At 63.5% G+C, this 23,675-nt stretch carries 18 protein-coding genes; 15 read left to right on the forward strand and 3 right to left on the reverse strand.

The window, feature by feature from the left end; translation table 11 throughout:
- The 9 genes from VNC39_RS03600 (at position 1) to VNC39_RS03640 (ending at position 11,274) form a co-directional block, all read left to right on the forward strand.
- Positions 1 to 1,428 (forward strand): cytochrome ubiquinol oxidase subunit I, encoded by a 1,428-nt coding sequence (locus VNC39_RS03600; protein ID WP_325396255.1) that lies wholly within the window; start codon positions 1 to 3, stop codon positions 1,426 to 1,428.
- 59 nt (positions 1,429 to 1,487) lie between these two features.
- A complete protein-coding gene (locus VNC39_RS03605) occupies positions 1,488 to 2,531 on the forward strand; it encodes a cytochrome d ubiquinol oxidase subunit II (RefSeq protein WP_325396257.1) in 1,044 nt (347 codons plus the stop codon).
- A 144-nt stretch (positions 2,532 to 2,675) separates the two neighbouring features.
- Entirely contained in the window at positions 2,676 to 4,442 is a 1,767-nt protein-coding gene (gene cydD / locus VNC39_RS03610; RefSeq protein WP_325396259.1) for a thiol reductant ABC exporter subunit CydD, read from the forward strand.
- The gene (gene cydC / locus VNC39_RS03615; RefSeq protein ID WP_325396261.1) at positions 4,439 to 6,103 is read left to right on the forward strand and encodes a thiol reductant ABC exporter subunit CydC; all 1,665 of its coding nucleotides are present in this window, start codon (positions 4,439 to 4,441) and stop codon (positions 6,101 to 6,103) included. Before cydD ends, cydC begins: the two co-directional genes overlap by 4 nt.
- 266 nt (positions 6,104 to 6,369) lie before the next feature.
- Complete coding sequence (locus tag VNC39_RS03620) at positions 6,370 to 7,155, forward strand: SDR family oxidoreductase (protein ID WP_325396263.1); 786 nt, start codon at positions 6,370 to 6,372, stop codon at positions 7,153 to 7,155.
- Positions 7,156 to 7,191: 36 nt separating this feature from the next.
- Positions 7,192 to 7,908 carry a ribonuclease activity regulator RraA gene (locus tag VNC39_RS03625; RefSeq protein WP_325396265.1) on the forward strand — a complete coding sequence of 239 codons (717 nt, stop codon included), beginning with the start codon at positions 7,192 to 7,194 and terminating at the stop codon, positions 7,906 to 7,908.
- A gap of 18 nt (positions 7,909 to 7,926) precedes the next feature.
- On the forward strand, positions 7,927 to 9,024 hold the full coding sequence (locus tag VNC39_RS03630) for a lactonase family protein (protein WP_325396267.1): 1,098 nt from the start codon (positions 7,927 to 7,929) through the stop codon (positions 9,022 to 9,024).
- 92 nt (positions 9,025 to 9,116) lie between these two features.
- Positions 9,117 to 10,415, forward strand: coding sequence for an MFS transporter (locus tag VNC39_RS03635; protein WP_325396269.1), 1,299 nt, complete (start codon positions 9,117 to 9,119; stop codon positions 10,413 to 10,415).
- A gap of 16 nt (positions 10,416 to 10,431) precedes the next feature.
- Positions 10,432 to 11,274: an NAD-dependent epimerase/dehydratase family protein gene (locus VNC39_RS03640; RefSeq protein WP_325396271.1), complete on the forward strand. Its 843-nt coding sequence runs from the start codon at positions 10,432 to 10,434 to the stop codon at positions 11,272 to 11,274.
- A gap of 120 nt (positions 11,275 to 11,394) precedes the next feature.
- Here VNC39_RS03640 and VNC39_RS03645 read toward each other — a convergent pair whose 3' ends face one another.
- Positions 11,395 to 12,273, reverse strand: coding sequence for a LysR family transcriptional regulator (locus tag VNC39_RS03645; protein ID WP_325396300.1), 879 nt, complete (start codon positions 12,271 to 12,273; stop codon positions 11,395 to 11,397).
- A 122-nt stretch (positions 12,274 to 12,395) separates the two neighbouring features.
- Between VNC39_RS03645 and VNC39_RS03650 the strand changes: the two genes are divergently transcribed.
- The 6 genes from VNC39_RS03650 (at position 12,396) to queC (ending at position 21,149) form a co-directional block, all read left to right on the forward strand.
- Positions 12,396 to 14,126 (forward strand): IlvD/Edd family dehydratase, encoded by a 1,731-nt coding sequence (locus VNC39_RS03650; protein ID WP_325396273.1) that lies wholly within the window; start codon positions 12,396 to 12,398, stop codon positions 14,124 to 14,126.
- 48 nt (positions 14,127 to 14,174) lie between these two features.
- A complete protein-coding gene (locus VNC39_RS03655) occupies positions 14,175 to 15,143 on the forward strand; it encodes a 2-hydroxyacid dehydrogenase (RefSeq protein ID WP_325396275.1) in 969 nt (322 codons plus the stop codon).
- Between the two features lie 18 nt (positions 15,144 to 15,161).
- Entirely contained in the window at positions 15,162 to 16,088 is a 927-nt protein-coding gene (locus tag VNC39_RS03660) for a dihydrodipicolinate synthase family protein (protein WP_325396277.1), read from the forward strand.
- Between the two features lie 13 nt (positions 16,089 to 16,101).
- A complete protein-coding gene (locus VNC39_RS03665; protein ID WP_325396279.1) occupies positions 16,102 to 16,788 on the forward strand; it encodes a fumarylacetoacetate hydrolase family protein in 687 nt (228 codons plus the stop codon).
- Between the two features lie 191 nt (positions 16,789 to 16,979).
- The gene (locus tag VNC39_RS03670; RefSeq protein WP_325396280.1) at positions 16,980 to 20,312 is read left to right on the forward strand and encodes an L-glutamate gamma-semialdehyde dehydrogenase; all 3,333 of its coding nucleotides are present in this window, start codon (positions 16,980 to 16,982) and stop codon (positions 20,310 to 20,312) included.
- 129 nt (positions 20,313 to 20,441) lie between these two features.
- Positions 20,442 to 21,149, forward strand: coding sequence for a 7-cyano-7-deazaguanine synthase QueC (gene queC / locus VNC39_RS03675; protein WP_325396282.1), 708 nt, complete (start codon positions 20,442 to 20,444; stop codon positions 21,147 to 21,149).
- Positions 21,150 to 21,260: 111 nt separating this feature from the next.
- Here queC and VNC39_RS03680 read toward each other — a convergent pair whose 3' ends face one another.
- Entirely contained in the window at positions 21,261 to 22,451 is a 1,191-nt protein-coding gene (locus VNC39_RS03680) for an NAD(P)/FAD-dependent oxidoreductase (protein WP_325396284.1), read from the reverse strand.
- A gap of 217 nt (positions 22,452 to 22,668) precedes the next feature.
- Positions 22,669 to 23,589: a methylisocitrate lyase gene (gene prpB / locus VNC39_RS03685; RefSeq protein ID WP_325396286.1), complete on the reverse strand. Its 921-nt coding sequence runs from the start codon at positions 23,587 to 23,589 to the stop codon at positions 22,669 to 22,671.
- Between the last annotated feature and the right edge of the window lie 86 nt (positions 23,590 to 23,675).

A 23,675-nucleotide genomic window follows, 5' to 3' on the forward strand; every position in this document is an offset into this window, starting at 1 on the left:
ATGCAAAACGATGCGCTTTCTCTTTTGCTGTCGCGGTTGGATTTTGCCTGGATCACCACCATGCACATCCTGTACCCGCCACTCACCATCGGTCTGTCGGTTCTGCTGTTCATTTCGGAATGGCGCTGGGTCCGCACCAATGACGAGCATTGGTACCGCCTGACCCGCTTTTTCGAAAAATTGTTCGTCATCAATTTCGGCGCCGGTGTGGCGACCGGCATCACCATGGAGATGGCCTTCGGGATTCTCTATGGTCCCTTCTCGCAGGCCGCCGGCCCCTTCTTGGGGCAGATTCTCGGCTACGAGACGATCACGGCCTTCATGTACGAGGCCGGCTTCATCGGGCTGATGGTGTTTGGCTGGGGCAAGCTCGGCAAGAAGATGCATCTGTTTGCCACCGCGAACGTCGCGGTGGCCTCCACCCTCTCGGCGTGGTGGATTCTGGTGGCGAATTCATGGATGCAGACACCCACCGGCGTGGTGTTCAAGAATGGCTTCTTCCAGGTCGCCGACTGGGGTGCGGCCATCTTCAACCCGGATGTGATTCTCGGCTTCCCGCATATGGAAGTGGCGACCATCGAGCTCGCTTTGTGCTTCGTCGCCGCGGTCTCGGCCTGGCAGTTGCTGAAGCGGCGCCACGCGGCGGTGTTTCAGCGCGGGCTTAAATGGTCGATCCTGGCGCTGGTCGTCATCGCGCCGTTGCAGGTCTATCTGGGCGACGGTCTCGGACAGGACGTGGCGAAAAACCAGCCGGCCGCGCTGGCGGCGCTGGAAGGTCACTACCATACGTTCAATCCGGACGGCTCGGTCAATACCGGCTGGCATGTCGTGGCCTGGCCGAACGCCAAGGGTGACGGCACTGCCTGGGCCATTACCATTCCCCATGTTCTGAGTCTCCTTGAGACGCACACCTGGAACGGTCAGGTCGAGGGGCTGGATTCATTCGCCCCGCAGGATCGGCCGCCGATGCTGATTCCCTTCTATGCGTTCCGCATCATGGCCGGCGCCGGCGCGGCGCTTTTGCTGCTCGCTTTCTGGGGGCTCTGGCTCGCTTTGCGCGGGAAGATGGCGGTGCAGAACATCGTCAGCCAGAAATGGTTCCTGCGCTTCACCATCTTCTGCGGCTTCCTGCCCTATATCGCGGTCTGGACCGGCTGGTGGACGCGCGAGATCGGCCGTCAGCCCTGGGTGGTCTATGGCATGATGACCACCGCGCAGGGTACCAGCCGCATGAGCGCCGCCCAGGAAATCTTCTGGATGATCGGCTATGTGGGCTTCGAGCTCATGGTCTGGGGCGGCACCTGGTATTTCTTCGCCAAAGCGGTCCGCAAGGGGCCGGACATGGAAAGCCCGGTCGTGCACGGTCGCCAGCAGGCGCCTGCCCAAGCCGAGCCGCACGCGGCGCTCGCTTTCGCCAAGGCCAAGTAGATCCAACCATTACGGGCCGGCGCGCTGCCGCGGCCGGCCCCATAACAGGACATGCAATCATGGACGGTTTAACCCAGATACAAAGCATCATCACGTTCGCGTGGTGGATGGCGTTCTCGTTGAGCGTGGTGAGTTACGTCGTCTTGGACGGAGCCGATCTCGGTGCTGGCATCTTCTCGCTGTTCGTGCGCCATGAGGATGAGCGCGGCGCGATCATGGCGGCGATGGCGGGTACGTGGGACGCTAACGAAACCTGGCTGATCGTCGCCGGCGGCGTGTTGTTCGCGACCTTTCCCTTCGTCTACGGCTCGGCTTTCAGCTATCTCATGGTGCCCCTGGCCCTGGCGCTGTGGGGGATGATCACCCGCGCCGTGGCGCTGGAATTCCGGCATCTCGCCGAGCCGCGCTGGCAGCGTTTTTCCGATTATGCCTTCGGGGTTTCCAGCCTGACCGTCGCGTTCTTCGGCGGCATGGCGCTCGGCGCGGTGCTGCAGGGGTTCCCGCTCACGCATGATTCCGGCACCGTGCCGACTTATGTGGGCGGCGCCTTGCGCTTCATCTCACCTTTCAGCATCTGGACCGGTGTTGCTTCGGTGATCGCGGTGACGCTTGGCGGCGTGCTGTTCGTCCGCGCCCGGTTTCACCATGGCGAGCCGATCCGCCGCCAGGCGGCGCAATGGAGCAATGTGATCTTCTATCTGGCGCTGGCCACGGCGGTGATCACGGTCATTTACAGCATGGCGATTTTCCCCTGGGCGGCGCGTAAATGGCTGGGGCCGCATTTCTGGATCTGGGCGATCGTGCTGCTTGCGGTGATTGTCGCGGCGGTGAAGATGCGCATGGCTGCCAACCGCGACCAGGATCTGCGGGCCTTGATCTGGTTCGTGGTGGCACTGGCGATCATGTCCATCTCGTTCCTGTCGACCGTCTATCCGTGGATGGTGCCCGGCACCTGGACGATTTATGCGGGTGCCAGCCCGTCAGTGTCGCTGTTCACCTTCACCCTCGCCATGGGCGGCTTCTTCCCGGTGATGGTCATGTACAACGCCTACCAGATTTGGGTGTTCCGCGAGCGCATCTCCGCCCTGGCGGCCTACCACTAGAGCAATGAAGCCTAGAGCATTCATCCATGGATGAATGCTCTAGGCTGGATGCCGGGGGCGGGTCAGGCTCAGCCCCGGCGCCGGCATTTCGGGTCCGCGCGAAACCCGGTCGCCGCCGTGCCGCTTATCCGGTAAGGAGTGCACATGGCCACACATTCCGCTCCCATGCCTCGTGCCACGGCGAAGGCGCTCGATTCCTGGCTGCGCAGCCGTGCCAAGGCCGCCCGGTTGCCGCTCACCGCCGCCATTGGCATCGGCGCCTTTGGCGGCGTGCTGCTGATCGTGCAGGCCTGGCTGTTCGGGCATGTGGTCAATGCGGCAGTGATCGAGCATCGCGGCCTGGCCTCCGTGTGGCCGTATCTATGGGCGATGCTGGCTGTGTTCGCGGTGCGGGCGGTGGTTTCATTTGGCGCCGATGCCGTTGCGTTCGAGGCCGCCGCCGGGGTCAAGCAGGCGCTGCGCGTCGAGTTGACCGGCAAGATCGCGGCACTGGGCCCGGGCTTCGTCGCGAGCCGCCGCACCGGCGACCTCACCAGCCTGCTGCTCGAGAGCGTGGAGGAACTCGGCAAATATTATGCCGACTATCTTCCGCAAATGCCGCTCGCCGCCTTCATTCCGGCCGCCATCCTGGTGTTCGTGTTCCCCACCGATTGGGTTTCCGGGATCATCATGCTGATTTGCGCGCCGCTGATCCCGGTTTTCATGATTTTGATCGGCAAGGGCACGGAGCGGCTCAACCAGCGGCAATGGCGCAAGCTCGCCTGGATGAGCGCGCATTTCTTCGATGTCATCGAGGGCCTCACCACGCTCAAACTGTTCAACGCCAGCCGGCAGCAGGCGGACATCATCGGCCGTATTTCCGACGATTACCGCCGCAGCACGATGGATGTGCTGCGCGTCGCCTTCCTCTCCTCGCTGGTGCTGGAGTTTTTCGCCACGGTCAGCATCGCGATGGTCGCGGTGTATATCGGTTTTCGCCTCTATTACGGCGACATGCATTTCCTCGCGGGGTTCACGGTGCTGTTGCTGGCCCCGGAATTCTTCCGGCCGCTGCGCGCGATGGGCACGCAATATCACGCGCGAATGGAGGCGATCGGCGCCTCGGAGCGGATTGTGGCGTTGCTGGACATCAAGGCGCCGGAACGGCCGGACGCGCCGCCGGCGCCGGTGCCGGAACCCCTGGAGGTCAGTTTCAGGAATGTCGGCTTCTCCTATCGTCCTGGCGAGCCCGTGCTGACGGGCATCGATTTCCGCCTCGCGCGCGGCGAGCGCGTGGCTCTGGTGGGGCCGAGCGGGTCCGGTAAAAGCACGATCGCGCGGCTGCTTCTGGGGTTCGACGTGCCGGATGAAGGAATGATCACCGTGGACGGCACCGATTTGCGCGCCATCGGCCCGGCGGATTGGGTTGCGCGCATCGCCTGGATGCCGCAGGCGCCGACTCTCTTCCACGGCAGCGTCGGCGACAATATCCGCCTCGGCCGCCCCGGCGCCGACGAGGCTTCCGTGCGCCGGGCCGCGCAGGAGGCCAATGCGGCGGCCTTTATCGAGCGCCTGCCGCAAGGCTATGACACCATCGTCGGCGATCGCGGGCAGGGCCTGTCCGGCGGCGAGATCCGGCGCGTGGCTCTGGCCCGCGCCTTCCTGAAAGAGGCCGACCTCATTGTCCTCGACGAACCGACCGCCAGCCTGGATGCCGAAACGGCAGCTTTGATCGCCGAGGCAGTCGACCGCCTGGCGCGCAACCGGGCGGTGCTGATCATCGCGCACCGGCTGGAAAGCGTGATGACGGCGGAACGGATTCTGGTGCTGCATGAGGGGCGCATCGTCGAATCCGGCACGCATGAGGGGCTGCTCGCGCAGAACGGTCTCTATGCCGAGACCAGCGCGCTGTATCACGAGACGACGCCATGAAGGATCTTCTGCGCCTGCTCTGGCTGTTCAAGGGTTCCTGGCGCTGGGTTTTTGCCGGAATCGGGCTGACCGTGGTGGTGATCCTTGCCAATGTCGGGCTGCTCGCTTTGTCCGGCTGGTTCATCGCCGCCATGGCCCTGGCCGGTCTCGGCACGCGCGATATCGACTATTTCACGCCCGCTGCCGCGATCCGCGGCCTCGCCGTGCTGCGCACCGGCGGGCGCTATCTGGAACGGCTGACCACGCACGAGGCGACCCTGCGTTTCCTGGCGCGGTTGCGCGTCTGGTTCTACACGCATCTGGAGCCGCTGGCGCCGGCGCGGCTGCAATATTATCGTGGCGGCGACCTGCTCAGCCGCATCCGCGCCGACATTGACAGTCTCGACAATGTCTATCTCCGCGTGCTGGTGCCCACCGCCTCGGCCTTCATCACCGTCGGGCTGATGGTGCTTTTCCTGCTCTGGTTCAGCCCGCATGTTGCGCTTGCCGACCTGGCCGGGCTGGCGCTCGCCGGCGTGGCGGTGCCGCTGGTCGCCCTGCGCCTCGCCCGCAAACCCGGCGCGCGGGCGGTGGCGCTGCGCGGCACCTTGCGCGCCGACATCGCGGATACGATCCGTGGTTTCGGCGAGTTGCTGATTTATCGCGGGCTCGATGCCAGGCTCGCCGGCCTCGCGTCCGGCAGCGCGGCCCTGATCGCGACGCAGCGCCGCGAGGCGCGGATCGGCGCGGCGTCCACCGCGACAAGCCTGCTGATCGCGCAGCTCAGCCTGTGGGTGGCGGTGATCGTCGCGCTGCCTCTGGTAGGGCAGGGCCTCATCACCGGCCCGGATTTCGCGATGATCGGGCTGTTCGTGCTGGCCAGTTTCGATGCGGTCAGCGCCTTGCCGGCCGCCTACAACGCGCTGGGCCAAAGCCTCGCGGCGGCGCGGCGCATTTTTGAGGTGATCGACACCAGCCCCGCCATCACCGAGCCCGGCATCGAAGCTTCGCCCCCCACCCGGTTCGACCTGCGGGTGGAGGGACTGAAAATGCGCTACGCCGACACGCAAGGCTGGGCCCTCGATGATGTTAGTTTCACGATCCCCCAAGGCGGCTGCCTTGGCGTGATCGGCCAGACCGGCGCCGGCAAGACGAGCCTGCTCAATGTCTTGCTTCGCTTTTGGGATTTCCAGGAAGGGAGCGTGGAGATCGGCGGCGTGTCGTTGCGCGCGCTGAGCGGGGAGACCATCCGTAGCCTGTGCGCCGTGGTGGCGCAGCAGACCCATCTGTTCAACACCAGCATCCGCGAAAACCTCTTTCTGGCCCGCCCCGATGCCACCGAGGAGGAGCTTTGCGCGGCCCTGCGTGACGCCGACATCCTCGATGAGGTCATGGCAATGCCCGGCGGGCTCGACACAATGGTCGGCGAAGCCGGTACCGGCTTGTCCGGCGGCCAGGCCCGGCGCATCGCCATGGCCCGCGCCTTCCTCAAAAACGCGCCGCTGCTGATCCTGGACGAGCCGACGGAAGGGCTGGACGCCGTCTCCGAACGGGCCGTGCTCGACACCATCGCGCGCCTGGCGCGCGGCCGGACAACCTTGCTGATCACCCACCGGCCGCAGGCGTTGCGCCTCGCCGATGGCGTGCTGGTGTTGGAACAAGGCAGGGCGCGGTTAAAGTAAGCAAGGAAGGAAGCGCTACTTTTTGTGAACAAAAAGTAGCAAAAAAACTTTGTTTTGCTGGGCCTGAGGTGTCGCCGACAATGCCCATGGCCCCGCGTAAACAAAAGTTTTTGGTGCCGCTTTTTTCAAAAAGCGGCCTCTTTCTACCAAAGCAAATAAATTTTTTTGTTTGAACGTATAAAAACCTATATTTCTTAATTTTCCACCTCGCCTATCATCCTCGCCAAGGGCCAGCTGTGGCTGGCCCGCGCAGATGAGGATGAAACATGGATTTCAACATAAAGGGCAAAACGGCTCTGGTGCTCGGCGGCGGCGGCGGCCTTGGCCGGGCGATCGCGACCTCGCTGGCGGCCGAGGGCGTGAACATCGCCGTCGGCGATATCGACCCGCAGGCGATCGAGGCGACCCGGGCGGCGGTGAACGCGTTGGGGGTGAAGAGCTGCGGCCTGACTTGGGACCTGGCGGATCTGTCGCTGATTCCGGGCCATATCCAGACCATCGAACGCGAGCTCGGCCCCGTCGATATTCTCGTCAACAATACCGGTGGCCCGCCGCCCACCCCGGCCAGCGGCCAGTCGGCGGAAACCTGGGCGAAGTTCTTTCAGTCCATGGTGGTCTCGGTAATTGCCATCACCGATGCCGTGCTGCCGGGGATGCGCACGCGCAAATGGGGGCGGATCATCACCAGCACCTCGTCGGGCGTGGTGGCGCCGATTCCTAATCTCGGCATTTCCAACGCGCTGCGCCTGTCGCTGGTCGGCTGGTCGAAGACCCTCGCGCGCGAAGTGGGGCGTGACGGCGTGACCGCGAACATCATTTTGCCGGGGCGCATCGCCACCGATCGCATCAAGTTCCTCGACGAAGCGAAGGCCAAGCGCGAGGGGCGCAGCGTGGAAGACGTGACCGCCGAGAGCACCGGCAGCATTCCGGTCGGCCGTTATGGCAATCCGCAGGAATATGGCGACGTCGTGGCCTTTTTGGCGAGTTCGCGCGCCGCCTATCTCACCGGATCGGTGATTCGCGTCGATGGCGGGCTGATCGCCAGCGTCTAATTTAACAACGGAAATCAAACAGGGGATCGAGATATAATGGCTTTGGACCAGAAGACGATGAAGGCGCTTGAAGGCGTGACCACGGCGACGCTGACCACGGTGCTGCTGAAAAAAGGCCTGCGCAATGTGTGGCTGCGCGGCACGCAGCCGCTGAAGCCGGGGCAGAAGCGGGTGGTGGGCCAGGCTTTCACGCTGCGTTTCGTGCCGGCGCGCGAGGATCTGGCCACGCCGGAATCCTGGAGTTCGCCGACCTCGACCCGTGCGGCGATCGAAGCCATGCCGGACGGCTGCATCGCCGTGGTCGATGCCATGGGCGTCACCGATGCGGGTATTTTTGGCGACATTCTCTGTGCGCGCATGAAAAAGCGTGGCGTTGCCGCTCTGATCACTGATGGCGTGGTGCGTGATGTTGCCGGTGTGTTGGCCACGGACCTGCCGGTCTGGTGCCAGGGCGCCGCGGCGCCGCCGTCGGTTGCGGGCCTGACGTTTGTGAATTGGCAGCAGCCGATCGCCTGTGGCGGCGTCGCGGTGTTCCCCGATGACGTGATCGTCGTTGATGATGACGGCGCGGTGGTGATCCCGGCGGCGTTGGTCGCCGATGTGGTGGCCGCTTCGGTGGAACAGGAAAAGCTGGAAGCCTGGATTTTCAACGAAGTACAGAACGGCGCGTCGCTGCCGGGCCTGTATCCGCCGAATGCCGAGAACAAGGCGCGCTACGAGGCGCATCGCGCCCAGTCCCGGGCCGCGGAATAAAGCGGGGCGGCGATGACGATGAGCACAACACATCTAACAGCGTCATCGCCGCTTCCAACCGGCGCGGCACGCTTTGCCTATGTCGGCTGTTTCACGACGGAGCGGCGCAAGGCGCGCGGCAAGGGGATCGATGTCTATGCCATCGATCCCGTCTCGGGCGCCTGGGCGCCGGCCGGGCATGTCGGCGATCTCGTCAACCCGTCTTTTCTGGTGATGGATGCCGCCCGTTCCGTGCTCTATGCGGTGCATGGCGATGCCGACTACGTGACGGCCTTTGCCGTGGATCCCGAAACCGGCGCGCTGCGGCAGATCAGCAAGGCCGCCAGCGGCGGCATGAACGGCGTGCACCAGGCGCTTGACCCCACGGGCCGATTCCTGGTCGTGGCCAATTATGGCAGCGGCACGATGGCGTTGTTGCCTGTGCTTCCAAACGGCGCGCTCGAGGACGTGTCGCATTTGCTCGCCTTGCCGGGGGAACTCGGCCCACACCGGACCGAGCAGACGATCGCGCATCCGCATCATGTGGTGGTCTCGCCGGGCGGCCGCTTCATCATCGTTCCCGACAAAGGCGTCGACCGCGTGTTCGTGCTGCGGCTGGATGCCGAGGCGGGAACCTTGTCGGTGGCAAGCGAGGCGAAGATGCGCCCGGGGGCGGGGCCGCGCCATATGGTGTTCCATCCGAAATTGCCATTTGCTTTCGTCGTCAATGAACTCGATTCGACGGTGGCGACGTGCCACTGGCATGAAGCGACAGGCATTCTCGAGCCGCTGCATCTGGCCTCGGCGCTGCCGCCGGATTTTTTCGGTGCCAGCACCACGGCCGCGATCGTCATCACGCCGGATGGGCGGCATGTCTATGTATCCAACCGCGGCCAGGACGGCATCACACGGTTGGCGTTCGACGAACAATCAAAATCATTGACGGTGCAGGGTTGGACGCCGACCAACGGACGTGACCCACGCTTCATGACGCTGAGCCCGGATGGCAAGCGGCTTATTGTCGCGGCCGAACAAGGTGACTTCATCTCACAATTCACCATAGCGGAGAATGGAAATCTTGCGCCGAGCGGTCATGCGCTGCCAAGTGCGAGCCCATGCACCATCGCGTTCTTTTGAGGTGAAGCCATAGAAAATTGAGAGTACCCTCGTCATGCACCAGCCGGAGAATAATCGGCAAATGGCGATGCTAACTGGAGGAAACTAACACTATGAAGACCGGAAACTATCGGTACGTCGTCGCCTTCCTGCTGTTTATCGCAGGCATCATCAATTACATGGACCGCGCCGCGCTCGGCGTCGCGGCGCCTTTCGTCAAGAAGGATCTGGGGCTTTCGCCATCGGCGCTGGGCGTCACGTTCAGCGTGTTCTTTTTCGGCTATGCGATTTTCGCGTTTGTGGGCGGTCATCTGGCCGACAAATATGGCCCGCGCGTCATTTACACCTGGGCCGCGGCGGCCTGGTCGGTGCTGTGCGCCTTGACAGGCGCTGTCACCGGTTTCGGCTCGCTGTTCATCGTGCGCGCCTTGTTCGGTTTCGCCGAAGGCCCGATGAATTCGACGACGAACCGGACCATCACCAACTGGTTTCCGCGTGAGGAGACGTCACGGACAATCGGTTTCACCTTTTCCGGCCAGACGGTTGGCAGCGCCATCGCCGCGCCGATCGTCGGCCTGCTGGCGATTGCCTATGGCTGGCGTGTGGCGTTCTTCGCCATTGGCGCTCTGGGGCTGATGTGGGTCGCGGCCTGGCTCTATTTCGTCACCGACCTGCCGAAGCAGAATCGCCGCGTCGGCGCCGGGGAGATCGCGATGGTGGCGGAAAGCCGCGCCGCGACGGTCCCGAGCGCGACCGACAAGGCGCTGCCGCTGCATGTGTATCTGGGCCGCGCCAGCACGCTGTCGCTCGGGCTGGGCATGTTCGCCGTGAACTACACGCTGTATATTTTCCTCTCCTGGCTGCCGACTTACCTGGTCTCGGCGCTGCATATGGACGTGAAAAGGATGGCGTTCGTGGCGGCGATTCCCTGGGCTTGCGGCTTCATAGGCTATGCCGGCGGCGGGGTGATCGGCGATTTTGCGTATCGCCGCATGCGCGACCCGCTGATGGCGCGGAAACTCACCACGATCCTGCCTCTGGCGCTCGCCGCCATGGCCTTGATCGCCGTGAACGTCGCGCCGAATGCGCTGGTCGCGGTCACGCTGATCGCGGTGGCGGTGATGATGCTGACCTGTTCCGTGCAGTCCTGCTGGGCGACGATTCATGAGATCGTTCCGGAAACGCGGGTGGGCGGTGTGAGCGGTTTCATCCATCTGCTCAGCAACATCTCCGGCATCATCGGGCCCGCCGCGACCGGACTCGCGGTGCAATATCTGGGTGGTTACAGCAGCGCTTTCGCGATTGCCTCGGCGCTCGCGGTGGCGGGCGTGGTGGCCATGGCGGTGTATGTGAAGCGCCCCAACACAAGCTGGGCGACGCTGGCGGCGGCGCCTGGCAGCAAGCGGGCCTAAGGAAATGGAGCACACTATGGATATCCCCCAACGCCCCGTCCTGTTGACGGGCGCTTCCGGCGCGTTAGGGCAGATGCTGGCCAGGGAACTGGCCGGCCGCGGCTGGAAACTGCTTCTGACCGATCGCGTGCCGTTTCCCGGCACGGTTCCCGAGGGGGCGAGCTTCGCGCTGGCCGATCTGAACGACGGGGCGATGCTGCTTCGCCTCGCCGAAGGGTGCGGCACGATCCTGCATTTCGGCGGCGTGTCCGTCGAGCAGCCGTTCGAGACCGTGATCGGCCCGAACATTCGCGGGCTGTATCACATGTACGAGGCGGCCCGGCGGGAAAAAGCGCGCATGGTGTTCGCTTCGTCGAACCACACGATCGGCTTTCACGAGCGCGGCGAGGTTCTCGACGATGACAGCTATCTGCGCCCGGACGGATATTACGGCCTGTCGAAAGCCTATGGCGAATTGATGGGCCGTCTATATTGGGACAAGCATGGCGTGGAGAGCGTGTTCCTGCGCATCGGCTCCTGCACGCCCAAGCCGATCGACGACCGGATGTTGGCGACCTGGTTCTCTTACGGCGATCTGTTGCGTCTCGTGGAACGCAGCACGCTGGCGCCGAGCACGGGCAAGCATGGCTGCATCGTGGTCTGGGGCGCGTCGAAAAACAAGCGCATGACCTGGTGGCGCAAGGACGGACGCCAGATCATCGGGTGGGAGCCGACGGACAGCGCCGATGCCCACACGCCGGAACTGGACGGCAAGACCAGCTTCAACCCGGTGGCCGAGCGCTATCAGGGTGGCGGCTATTGCGGGATGGATTATTCCCGAGCGACGCCGGCGCCGGTCGCGCAGTTTGATAAGAAGTAAGGAAGCGCTTCTTTTTTGAAAAAAAGAAGCAAAAAACTTTTTATAAACTGGGTCGTGCTGGTTTCAACGCCCATGGCCCAGCATAACAAAAATTTTTGCGCCGCTTTTTTTAAAAAGCGGCTACTTTCCTTGCGCGCTTGCCAGTTCTGACTCAGCCATCAGTGCCTGAACCAGGCGCAGCCGCGCCGAGGCACGGCGCCAGACCAGGCCGATGCGGCGCTTTTCGAAGGGGATCGGCACGGGGAGCTTGGTGAGGTTCAATCCGGCCGGCCAGGGCGGTGCCCAGTCCGGCACCAGCGCGACGCCGAGTTCGCGGTCCACCAGCACGGCGATGGCGTCGAGCGAATCCAGCTCATAATGGTCTTGCGGGCGGATGCCCATCTGCTGCAGATAGGTTTCCGCGAGGCGCCCGCCCCATTGTTTGCGATCGTACCGGATGAACGGCTCGGTGCTGAGGATCTTGTGCACGTCGCGCTCCTTGATGCCGCGATGCACCAGCAAAACCAGCGGCTCTTCCCGCCAGGTGGTCCAGGCGCAGCTTTTCGGCAAGGCGAAGGGCGGCTCGACGATGACCGCGGCGTCCAGCTCGCCATCGGCGACCTTGCGGTACAGATCCGCGGAGGTGCCGGGATGGATGTAGAGTGTCATGAGCGGATGTTTTTTCGCGAGATGCGCCAGTAGCGGCGGCAGAATGCCGGTGAGGGCGCTGGAGATCGCGCCGAGGCCGAGTTCTCCGGCGAAATTCTGCTCGTTCGCCCGGGTGCGCAGGTCGCGAACGCTGCGCACCAGCAGCTGCGCCTGCGGCAGCACGGCAGCGCCGGCTTCGGTGGGGCGCATGGTGCGGCCCGAGCGCGACACTAACGCCGTCCCGATTTCCCGCTCCAGGGCACGGATGCGCTGCGTGACCGCAGCCGGCGTGAGATTGAGATGCCGCGCGGCCTCGGCGACCGAACCGTGCTCCACGACCATCACGAAACTATCGAGAAATTCAGTGTCCATATGCAAAGAAAATATAAGTTCTAAACATATCAGAAGCTATGTTTTTTTTGCGAACTGGGCTTATATGCTCGCATAATCCGCCCGGCCCACGCGCCGGAGCGCGCTTTCGAGAGGAACGCTGAATGACGAAAGGCACCAAAGGCCTGCGCAAAGGGCTCACCAGCTACGGTGATGCCGGATTTTCACTCTTTCTACGCACCGCCTTCATCAAGGCGATGGGATTTTCCGATGACGCGCTCGACCGGCCGATCGTCGGCATCACCGACACATTCAGCGATTACAACCCGTGTCACGGCAATGTGCCGGACCTGATCGAGAGCGTGAAGCGCGGCGTGATGCTCGCGGGCGGATTGCCCATGGTGTTTCCCACCATTTCCATCGGAGAAAGCTTCGCGCATCCGACCTCGATGTTCCTGCGCAATCTGATGTCGATGGACACTGAGGAAATGATGCGCGCGCAGCCGATGGATTCGGTCGTGGTGATCGGCGGCTGCGACAAGACGCTGCCGGCGCAGGTGATGGCGGCGGCGAGCATGGATCTGCCGACCATCGTCGTGCAGACCGGGCCGATGGTCGTGGGCCATCATAAGGGTGAGGTTCTGGGCGCATGCACGGATTGCCGCCGGCTCTGGGGGCAGCACCGCGCGGGCAATATCGACGAGGCGGAAATCAAGACCATCAGCGGCCGCCTCGCCCCTTCGGTCGGCACCTGCATGGTGATGGGCACGGCCAGCACCATGGCGTGCGTGGTGGAAGCTTTGGGCATGGCGCTGCCGAACAGCGCGGCGGCCCCCGCCACCCATGCCGACCGCCGCCGGATTGCGGAAATGAGCGGCAAGCGCGCGGCGGAGATGGCGGTGTCCGGCGTGCCGACGCCGGCAGAGCTGATCACGGAAGCTTCCGTGCGCAACGCGATGATCGTGCTGCAGGCGATTGGCGGCTCGACCAACGGGCTGATTCACCTCACCGCCATGGCCGGGCGCGCAGGCGTTCACGTGGACACGGAAGCGTTCGACAAGCTCGGGCGCGAGATACCGGTGTTATTGAATCTGAAGCCCTCAGGCCAGCATTACATGGAACATTTCCACTATGCCGGCGGCCTGCCGGCATTGATGCGCGAGCTGAAGCCCTATCTCGACTTGAACGCGCCGAGCGTTTCGGGTGGCACGCTCGGCGACGCCATCGAAGCGGCGGAGACGGTGCCGAACCAGAACGTGATTTACAGTTTTGCCGCGCCGCTCAAGCAGGAAGGGGCAATGGCGATTCTGCGCGGCAATCTGGCGCCCGATGGCGCGGTCATCAAACATTCGGCGGCGTCGCCTTCGCTGCTCACCCATACCGGGCGGGCCGTGGTGTTCGATTCGGTCGAGGATCTTACCCGCCGCATCGATCTTCCGGATCTCGACGTGAATGAGGACGATATTCTGGTGCTGCGCAATGCCGGGCCGAAAGGCGGGCCGGGCATGCCGGAAGCCGGCTATCTGCCGATTCCGCTGAAACTGGCGCGCCAAGGCGTGAAGGACATGGTGCGCATTTCCGACGCGCGGATGAGCGGCACGGCGTTCGGCACGATCGTGCTGCATATCGCGCCGGAAGCTTCCGTGGGCGGCCCGCTGGCCGTGGTGCAGACCGGCGACCGGATCATGCTGGACGTTCCGGCGCGGCGGCTGGAATTGCTGATCGACGAGGCCGAGCTGCAGCGCCGCCTGAAGATTTGGGAGACGCAGCCGCCGCATCGCGAGATGGCAAAGCGTGGCTATGCCAAGCTGTACGAGCAGAGCGTATTGCAGGCCGACCAGGGGTGCGATTTCGATTTCCTGCTCCGCGACGGCGGCGAGACATCGAAAGCCTGAAGCCATCATGCGCGTCACATCACACCTAACGGGAGCCCGGCATCGTTCATGAGCAATCGCATTAAAATCCTCAGCATCGGCGCGATGGATAAGCGTGTCGATGAGGCCTTGGCCGCGCGCTACAATGTTTACCGCGATGACGTGCTGGGCCTGGAGCAGATCATTGCCGCCCATGGCAACGAGATTACCGGCCTCGTCACACGCGGCCGGATTCGGACCACGGAAGCGCTGATCGAGCGGCTGCCGAAGCTCGAAATCATCAGCAATTTCGGGGTTGGGTACGATTCCGTGGATGTTGCCGCCGCGGCAAAGCGGGGCGTGGTCGTGACCAACACGCCCGATGTGCTGAACGATGAGATGGCGGATTTCACCGTGGGGCTGATGCTCGCGACCATTCGCCGTTTTCCGCAGGCGGACCGTTTCGTGCGCAGCGGGCAATGGGAGGCGGGCGAGGCCTTTCCTCTTGGCGCGTCGCTCCGTGGGCGCAAGATCGGCATCGCCGGCATGGGACGGATCGGCAAGGTGATCGCCAGGCGGCTGGAGGGTTTCGATATCCCCGTGTCAGTGTTCATGCGCCGCCCGTCAGCGGATTTGCGCTATCTGTGCCACGCCTCGCTGCAAAGCCTGGCGGAGGCCGTGGATGTGCTGATCGTGGTGCTGCCGGGCGGGGCGGAGACGAAAAACATCGTCGATGCCAAGATTCTCGAAGCCCTCGGCCCGAACGGGATTCTCATCAATGTCGCGCGCGGGTCGGTGGTGGATGAAGAGGCGCTGATCACGGCGCTGCAAACGGGCAAGATACTCGCCGCCGGTCTCGATGTGTTCGCGGCCGAGCCACACGTGCCCGAGGCGCTGAGACAGATGGAGAATGTCGTGTTGCTGCCGCATATTGGCACGGCAACGCATTACACGCGCGGGCTGATGGCGCAATTGGTGATCGATAACGTGATTTCCTGGTTCGACGGCAAGGGGCCGCTCACGCCGGTGGCGGAAACCCCGGTTCCGGCACGCACATAAGAAAGTGGGAAAAATCTGATGCATCTCGACCATACCGCCGGCGGCGTTTACGCCATCGCCCCCACGCCTTTCACCCCGGAGGGCGCGGTTGATGAAAACTCCATCGATCGGATGGTCGATTTTTACCACGGCAGCCATGTCACCGGCCTGACCATCCTCGGCATCATGGGCGAGGCGCCGAAACTCGAGGCGGCGGAGTCACGCGCGATCGCCAGGCAGGTGATCCGCCGGGCGAAAGTGCCGGTGATTGTCGGCGTTTCAGCGCCGGGTTTTGCCGCCATGCGCGCTTTGGCGCGCGGCGTGATGGATGACGGGGCCGCGGGCGTGATGATCGCCCCAGCGCCGTCGCTGCGCACCGATGAGCAGATCCTTACCTATTACGCCCAGGCGATCGAGGCGGTCGGCACCGATACACCGGTGGTGATTCAGGATTATCCTTTGACCCTGACCGTGGTGATGACGCCGAAAGTGATCCGCCAGATCGTGATGGACAACCCGTCCTGCGTGATGCTCAAGCACGAGGACTGGCCGGGTCTGGAAAAGATCTCCGCGCTGCGGGCGTTCCAGAAGGAAGGCTCACTCCGGCCGCTGTCGATCCTTACCGGCAATGGCGGGTTGTTCCTTGATTTCGAGATGGAGCGCGGCGCTGACGGCGCGATGACCGGCTACGCCTTTCCGGACATGCTGGTCGATGTCGTCAATTTCGCGAAGGCGGGACAGCGCGACTCGGCGCATGATCTGTTCGACGCGCATCTGCCGCTGATCCGTTATGAACAGCAACAAGGCGTTGGCTTGGCTGTGCGCAAATATGTGCTGCAGAAGCGCGGTGCAATCGCGCATGAGGCGCAGCGCAAGCCGGGGGCCGGTTTGAGCGCCGTGGCGCGACAGGAAATCGACTATCTGCTAAGCCGCCTGGCGCGGCACGATGCCCGCGCCAGATTTTGAGAAGGACGTTGGAATGAGCGACTATGTGATTGCGCCGCCACCGGTTGTGGCAGTCCCGGTTGTAGGCGGCAAACTCTTCCCGGTTCGGCGGATTTTTTGCGTGGGCCGGAATTATGCGGCGCATGCGCGGGAAATGGGCAATGACCCGAACCGCGAGCCGCCGTTCTTCTTCACCAAACCCGCCGATGCGCTGGTGACGAACGGCGCCGATGCGCCCTACCCGACGGCGACCGCCAACCTGCACCATGAAATGGAACTGGTCGTGGCAATCGGCCAGGGCGGCAAGGATATCGCCGTCAAGGATGCGCTGACGCATGTGTATGGCTACGCGGCCGGGCTCGACCTCACCCGCCGGGACATGCAGGACGAAGCCAAGGCGATGCGCCGCCCGTGGGATATGAGCAAAGGCTTCGATGCGTCCGCGCCGATCGGTGAAATCGCGCCGGCCAGCAAGATCGGCCACCCGGCCGCGGGCCGCATCGCCCTCAACGTGAACGGCGCCAGCCGGCAGGTCGGCGACCTCGCGGACCAGATCTGGCCCGTGCCCGACATCGTCGCTACCTTGTCGAAGCTCGTGGCGCTGGCGCCGGGAGACCTGATCTTCACCGGAACGCCGGAAGGTGTGGCCGCGGTCGTGCGCGGGGATTTGCTGGAAGGTGAAATTGAAGGCGTCGGCAAGGTGAAGACCCGCCTCGGTTAGGAAGAAAGAGAAGGCTACTTTTTGTGAACAAAAAGTAGCAAAAAAACTTTATGACTCTGGGTCATGGGCTGCGTCGGCGCCAACGCCCATGGCCCAGCATAACAAAAGTTTTTGCGCCGCTTTTTTCAAAAAGCGGCTTCTTTCTTCCTCTGCTCCTGGAACCGGCAGTAAGCCGGGATTATTTCGAATGAATGCAGTCCTTTCTGGGGGAGACTCTTCATCAGGCCGGGGCGCGGCGCGCCATCACCGAGGCTTATCGGCGGCCTGAACCCGAATGCGTTGCCGCACTTTTGGCGGGCGCTGTACTGACGCCGGCGCAAACGGAAGCCGCGCGAAAGCGGGCGGAAAAATTCGTGACGGCGTTGCGCGCCCAGCACCGGCCGGGCGGCATCGAGGCGTTGATCCGCGAATATTCTCTCTCCAGCACGGAGGGGGTGGCGCTGATGTGCCTGGCCGAGGCGCTGCTGCGCATCCCCGACAGCGCGACACGCGACGCGCTGATTCGCGACCAGCTGGGGCGGGGTGATTGGCAGGCGCATCTCGGGCGCAGCCCGTCTCTTTTCGTCAATGCCGCGACCTGGGGCTTGATGATGTCAGGGCGTTTGCTCGATGCTGAACCTCAGGAAGCACTGGCGCAAGCGGCCGCGCGTCTGCTGGGCCGTGGCGGTGAACCGCTAATCCGCAAGGCGATGGATCTCGCCATGCGCCTGATGGGCGAGCAGTTCGTCCTGGGCAAAACGATCGGCCAGGCTTTGGCGCGCGCCAGCGCGATGGAAGCGAAGGGGTTTCGTTATTCCTACGACATGCTCGGCGAAGCGGCCCTCACGGCGGACGATGCGGCGCGTTATGCGGCTTCCTACGAGGAGGCGATCCTTGCCATCGGCGCGGTGGCCAAGGGCGACGCCTTGGATGACCGGCCCGGCATTTCCATAAAACTTTCGGCCCTGCATCCGCGCTACACTCGCTCCCAGCGGGAGCGGGTGCTGGCGGAATTGTTGCCAAGGCTGATCCGCCTGGGCGCGCTGGCGCGGGAGAGGAATCTCGGGCTGAACATCGATGCCGAGGAATCCGACCGGCTGGATCTGTCGCTTGATCTTCTCGAAGCCTTGTGCCGGCATCCGGGCTTTGCGGGCTGGGATGGGCTCGGCTTCGTCGTTCAGGCCTATCAGAAACGCGCCCCGTTCGTGCTGGACCATGTCATCGATCTGGCGCGCCGCACGGGGCACCGCCTGATGATCCGGCTCGTGAAAGGCGCCTATTGGGATGCCGAGATCAAACGCGCGCAATATGACGGCATGGCGGATTTTCCCGTGTTCACGCGCAAGGCGCACACGGATCTTTCCTATCTGGCCTGCGCCCGGAAATTGCTGGCGGCGGGGCCGGCGCTGTATCCGCAATTTGCCACCCACAACGCGCTGACCATCGCCGGCATTGAGGCCATGGGGGCCGATTATCCCGCCAGCCGCTATGAGTTTCAGTGCCTGCACGGCATGGGCGAGGCGCTTTATGAAACGGCCATGGCGGAGAAGCTTGGCGCGCCCTGCCGCATCTATGCGCCGGTCGGCACGCATGAAACGCTGCTCGCCTATCTCGTGCGGCGGCTGCTCGAAAACGGCGCGAACAGCTCTTTCATCCATTTTCTCGGTGATGTGTCCGCGCCGTTCGACGCACTTCTGGCCGATCCGGTGGCACAGATTCGCGCTCATGAGCCGATCGGCGCGGGCCATGAAAAGATCGCCTTGCCGCCGAACCTGTTTGTGCCGGAGCGGGAAAACTCCCTCGGGCTTGATTTCAGTGATGACCTTGTGTTGCGGAAGCTGGCTGAAGAGCTGGCGCTGACGCCGCCGCCCATTGCAGCGCCGGCTGCGACGGCGCGCGATGTCGAAATGGCTTTTCGCGACGCGCAAGACCTCCCGCCATGGAAGCTGGCGGAACGCCGGGCGGCGTTGCGAAAGGCGGCAAATCTGCTCGAGCAACATCGCGCCCGTCTGATAGCGCTGCTGGTGACGGAAGCGCGCAAAACCTTGCCCGATGCGGCCGCGGAAATCCGCGAAGCCGTGGATTTTCTGCGTTATTACGCCGCGCAGACAAACGGCTGGAGCGACGCCACGCACCTTCCGCTCGGCACCATGCTGTGCATCAGCCCATGGAATTTCCCGTTGGCGATTTTCCTGGGCCAGGTTGCCGCCGCGTTGGCTGCCGGCAATGCCGTGCTCGCCAAGCCGGCGGAGGAGACGCCCTGCATCGCCGCTCTGGCCGTGGCGCTTTTGCATGAGGCGGGTGTCCCGAGGGAAAGGCTGCATTGCCTCCAGGGAGACGGTGAAATCGGCGCGGCCCTGGTGGCCGACCGGCGCTGTGACGGCGTGGTGTTCACCGGCTCCACCGCAACCGCCCGGCAGATCAACCAAAGCCTGGCCCGGCGCACCAGCCGGCACGGTCGGCCAATTCCCTTGATCGCGGAAACCGGCGGGCTGAATGCGATGCTTGTCGATTCCTCCGCTCTGCCCGAGCAGGTGGTGACAGATGTGCTCTATTCCGCCTTCAATTCCGCCGGCCAGCGTTGCTCGGCTTTGCGCCTCCTCTGCGTTCAGGAGGAGATCGCGCCGGCTCTGCTGGCGCGGCTCGGCGGGGCGATGGCCGAGCTGCGCCTCGGGCCGCCCGACCGTCTTAGCACCGATATCGGCCCGGTGATCTCCACCGCCGCGGCGCAAAACATCACCGCGCACATCGCCGCCATGCGCGCCGCCGGCTACAAAATCGTCCAGCATGGCGCGTCACCTGGCGAAGATTTCGTGCCGCAGACGCTCATCGAAATTCCCGACATCGCGGTGCTGAAAGAAGAGATTTTCGGGCCGGTTCTGCATGTGCTGCGGTATCCGCAACACCGGCGCGACGCGCTGCTGGAGGCGATCAATGCCACCGGCTACGCGCTCACCTTCGGCGTGCATAGCCGTATCGGGGAAATGGTCGCGCACGCGGCATCAAGGATCCTCGCCGGCAATATTTATGTGAACCGCAACATGGTGGGCGCAATGGTGGGCGTGCAGCCTTTTGGCGGTCACGGGCTCTCCGGCACCGGGCCCAAAGCCGGCGGGCCGCTCTACCTCCACCGCATGTTGGCGGCTGCGCCCTTTTTCATGCCGGACTCCCGCGAACTCCCCGGCCCGGTCGGCGAGCGGAATGTCTATGAGCTGCGCCCGCGCGGAACCGTTCTGTGCCTCAGCCGTTCGGAACGCGGCCGCCGGGCCCAGCGCGAAGCGGCCGAACAAAGCGGCTGCAACATCAGCCATGACGCGGCCGCGCCGTTCGACGCTGTCCTTTTCGAAGGCGACGTGGCGGAGGTGCGGTCGTTCAACCAATCCCTGGCCGCGCGGCCAGGCGCGATCTTGCCCTTCCAGGCGCTCAGCAGTGCGGCGCTTGAGGACGGCGCAGCCTACAATCCCGTCTGGCTGCTGGCGGAGCGGATAATCTCGACCAACACCGCCGCGGTGGGCGGGAATGCCAGCCTGATGATGCTCGGGTGAGGCAGGCGTTGTCGCCGACATGGCCCGTGGCCCAGCGTAAACAAAAGTTTTTGCGCCGCTTTTTTCAAAAAGCGGCTACTTTCTTCCTGCGCTCTTGACGGCAGGGAAACAATCCGCAAATCGCCCGGTATGAGTGACACAAAAGCCCTCGTTCTGTTTTCCGGCGGCCAGGATTCCACCACCTGCCTGGCCTGGGCTCTGGACCGTTTTGACGAGGTGGAGACCATCGGCTTCGATTACGGGCAGCGGCACCGCGTGGAAATGTCGTGCCGGGAGCCCGTGCGCGAGGCTGTTCGGGCGCTCAACCCGGCCTGGGCGAAAAAGCTGGGTGAAGACCATGTGGTCGATTTGTCGGTGCTGGGCGCGATTTCCGAATCATCGCTGACGCGCGAAACCGAGATCGCCATGACTTCATCCGGCCTGCCGAACAGCTTTGTCCCGGGCCGCAATATCGCCTTCCTCACCTTCGCCGCCATGGTCGGCTATCGCCGTGGGGCGCGGCATATTGTTGGCGGCATGTGCGAGACGGATTTTTCCGGCTACCCGGATTGCCGGCACGAGTTCGTGCAGTCGATGGAGCAGACGCTGAACATCGGCATGGCGCATAATTTCGTGCTCCATACGCCGCTGATGTGGATCGACAAGGCGGACACCTGGGCGCTGGCGCAAAGCCTGGGCGGCGAGGCGCTGGTGCGGCTGATCATCGAGGACACCCACACCTGTTACCATGGCGACCGCACGCATCGCCATGATTGGGGATATGGGTGCGGCACTTGCCCCTCCTGCGCACTCCGCGCTCAAGGGTACCGGAAGTTTAAGGAAGCAGCCGCTTTTTGAAAAAAGCGGCGCAAAAAACTTTTTGTTACGCTGGGCCACGGGCGTTGAACCGGCACGGGCCCAAGGTGACAAAAAACTACTTTTTGTTCACAAAAAGTAGCGCTTCCTTTCTTACGCTACTTCGCCTGCCGCGAAGCCGCTGGACCATGCCCACTGAAAATTATAGCCGCCGAGCCAGCCGGTTACGTCGACCGCTTCGCCGATGACGAACAGGCCGGGCACTTTGGTGGCGCCCATGGTCTGCGAGGAGAGGCCGGCGGTATCGACGCCGCCGACCGTGACCTCCGCCTTGGCGAAGCCTTCCGTGCCGGTGGGGCGCAGCCGCAGGGCGTTGAGGCGTTCCCCGAGTTCCTTGAGCTGCTTGTTCGGCGTCTCGGCGATGATCTGTTTTTGCTGAGCTTCCGGCAGCAACGCCTGCGCCAGGCGCGCCGGAAAGAGTTCCGCCAGGATGGTTTTCAGTTCCGCTTTCGGCCGCGCCGCCTTGCGTTCCAGCAGCAAGGCAATGGCGTCGGCTCCCGGCAGCATATTGAGCGTCAGTTCCCCGGCTTCGGGTGATTCGGGCAAATAAGAGGAGATTTGCAGCAGCGCGGGGCCGGACAGGCCGCGATGCGTGAACAAAGCGTGCTCGCGGAATTCCCGCTTGCCAAAGCGCGCCGCGGACTCGAACGACACGCCACTCAAACCCTGCATCCAGCCCCATTGCGGGCCTTCGAAGCGCAGCGGCACGAGGCCGGGCTTCACGGGCGTCATGGCCAGGCCGAACTGCCGGGCGATTTCATAGGTGAACCCCGTCGCGCCGAGCTTAGGGATGGAGAGGCCCCCTGTGGCCAAAACGAGTGAAGTCGCCTCGACCAAATCGGTGCCGGTTTTTACGGTGAATCCACTGTCATGGGAGATTTCCGTGATGTTTTGCGACAGGCGCAGCGTCACATTGTTCTGGCGGCACAGGCCCAGCAGCAGCCCCAGGATCGAGCGGGCGGAATCGTCGCAGAACAACTGGCCGAGCCGCTTTTCGTGATAGGGAATGCCATGCGCCTCGACGAGTTTGATGAAGTCCTGAGACGAGAATTTGGCCAGCGCCGATTTGGCGAAATGCGGGTTGGCCGAGAGAAAATTTTCCGCCTTCACCGACAAATTGGTAAAATTGCAGCGCCCGCCGCCGGAGATGAGGATTTTCGCGCCCGGCTCGGCGGCATGGTCCAGCACCAGCACGCGCCGCCCGCGCCGCGCCGCGGTGGCGGCGCAGAATAGCCCCGCCGCGCCAGCGCCGATGACCACCACATCAAACACAGTCTTCGCCAAAATCCCGCTCCGGTCCGTTTGCTAACCGGGGGCTGTCTAGGCGGAAGTTACGCTGCTGGCAAAAAGCCGCGTTGAAAAAAGGAAGGCTACTTTTTTGTGAACAAAAAGTAGCAAAAAAACTTTGTTAACTTTGGGCCGTGCTGGTTTCACAGCCCCCGGCCCAGCATAACAAAAAGTTTTTGCGCCGCTTTTTTCAAAAAGCGGCTACTTGCTTGCCTTACCCTTGCGGCATCGCCTCCGGCACGACGGTTTTCACGATCGTGGCGTCAAATGCCTCGAACCCGGCATAGTCGATGGTGGCGTACAGAGCTTTACGGGTCAGCATCTGCTCCAGGCAATTCTGCGCGCCGCCGTCCTTGGCGATTGCGGCATAGAGTTTTTCCTGCGCCAGGGCTGCCACGCGCAGCGAGGTCACGGGCCAGATCACCATCTTGTAGCCGAAGGATTGAAACTCATCCTTGGTGAAGAAGGGCGTGCGGCCGAATTCCGTCATGTTGGCGAGCAGCGGTACGCCCGGCAGCCGCGCGGCGAATTCGCGGAACATCTCCGCCGAAATCATCGCCTCGGGAAAGATCGCATCGGCGCCGGCCTCAACATATAATTTCGCCCGCGCCAGGGCGCCGTCCATCCCTTCCGAGGCCGCGGCATCGGTGCGGGCGACGATGTAGAGATGCCGCCGCGCATGCGCCGCCGCCGCCACTTTCGCCGCCATGTCCTGAGGAGCGGCAAGCTTCTTGTCGTTCAAATGCCCGCATTTTTTCGGCAGGATCTGGTCTTCCAGATGCACCGCGGCCGCCCCCGCATCCTCGAAGCTACGGACCATATGCATCACGTTCAGCGCTTCGCCATAGCCGGTATCGCCATCCACCAGCACCGGCAGGTTGGAAGCGCGCGCCACCTGGCGGATGAAAAAGCAGACCTCGTCCACCGTGATGATGCCGAGATCCGGCAAGCCCATCGAGGCGGTCATCGCCGCGCCCGAGAGATAGCAGGCCTCAAACCCGGCGGCCTTCGCCTGTTGCGCGGCCAGCCCATTATGAGTGCCGGGAATGCCAAGTATGCCCGGCCGCGCAAGCAAGGCGCGGAAGCGCGCGCCGGCGGGTTCAACAGGAAGGTCGGAGGCGCGGAGGTAGGGCATCGGGCAACTCCTTGTAAGAGGAAGTAAGTAAGCGCTACTTTTTGTGAACAAAAAGTAGCAAAAAAACTTTATTATGCTGGGTCATG

Source organism: Acidocella sp. (assembly GCF_035535915.1).
Classification (GTDB): Bacteria; Pseudomonadota; Alphaproteobacteria; order Acetobacterales; family Acetobacteraceae; genus Acidocella.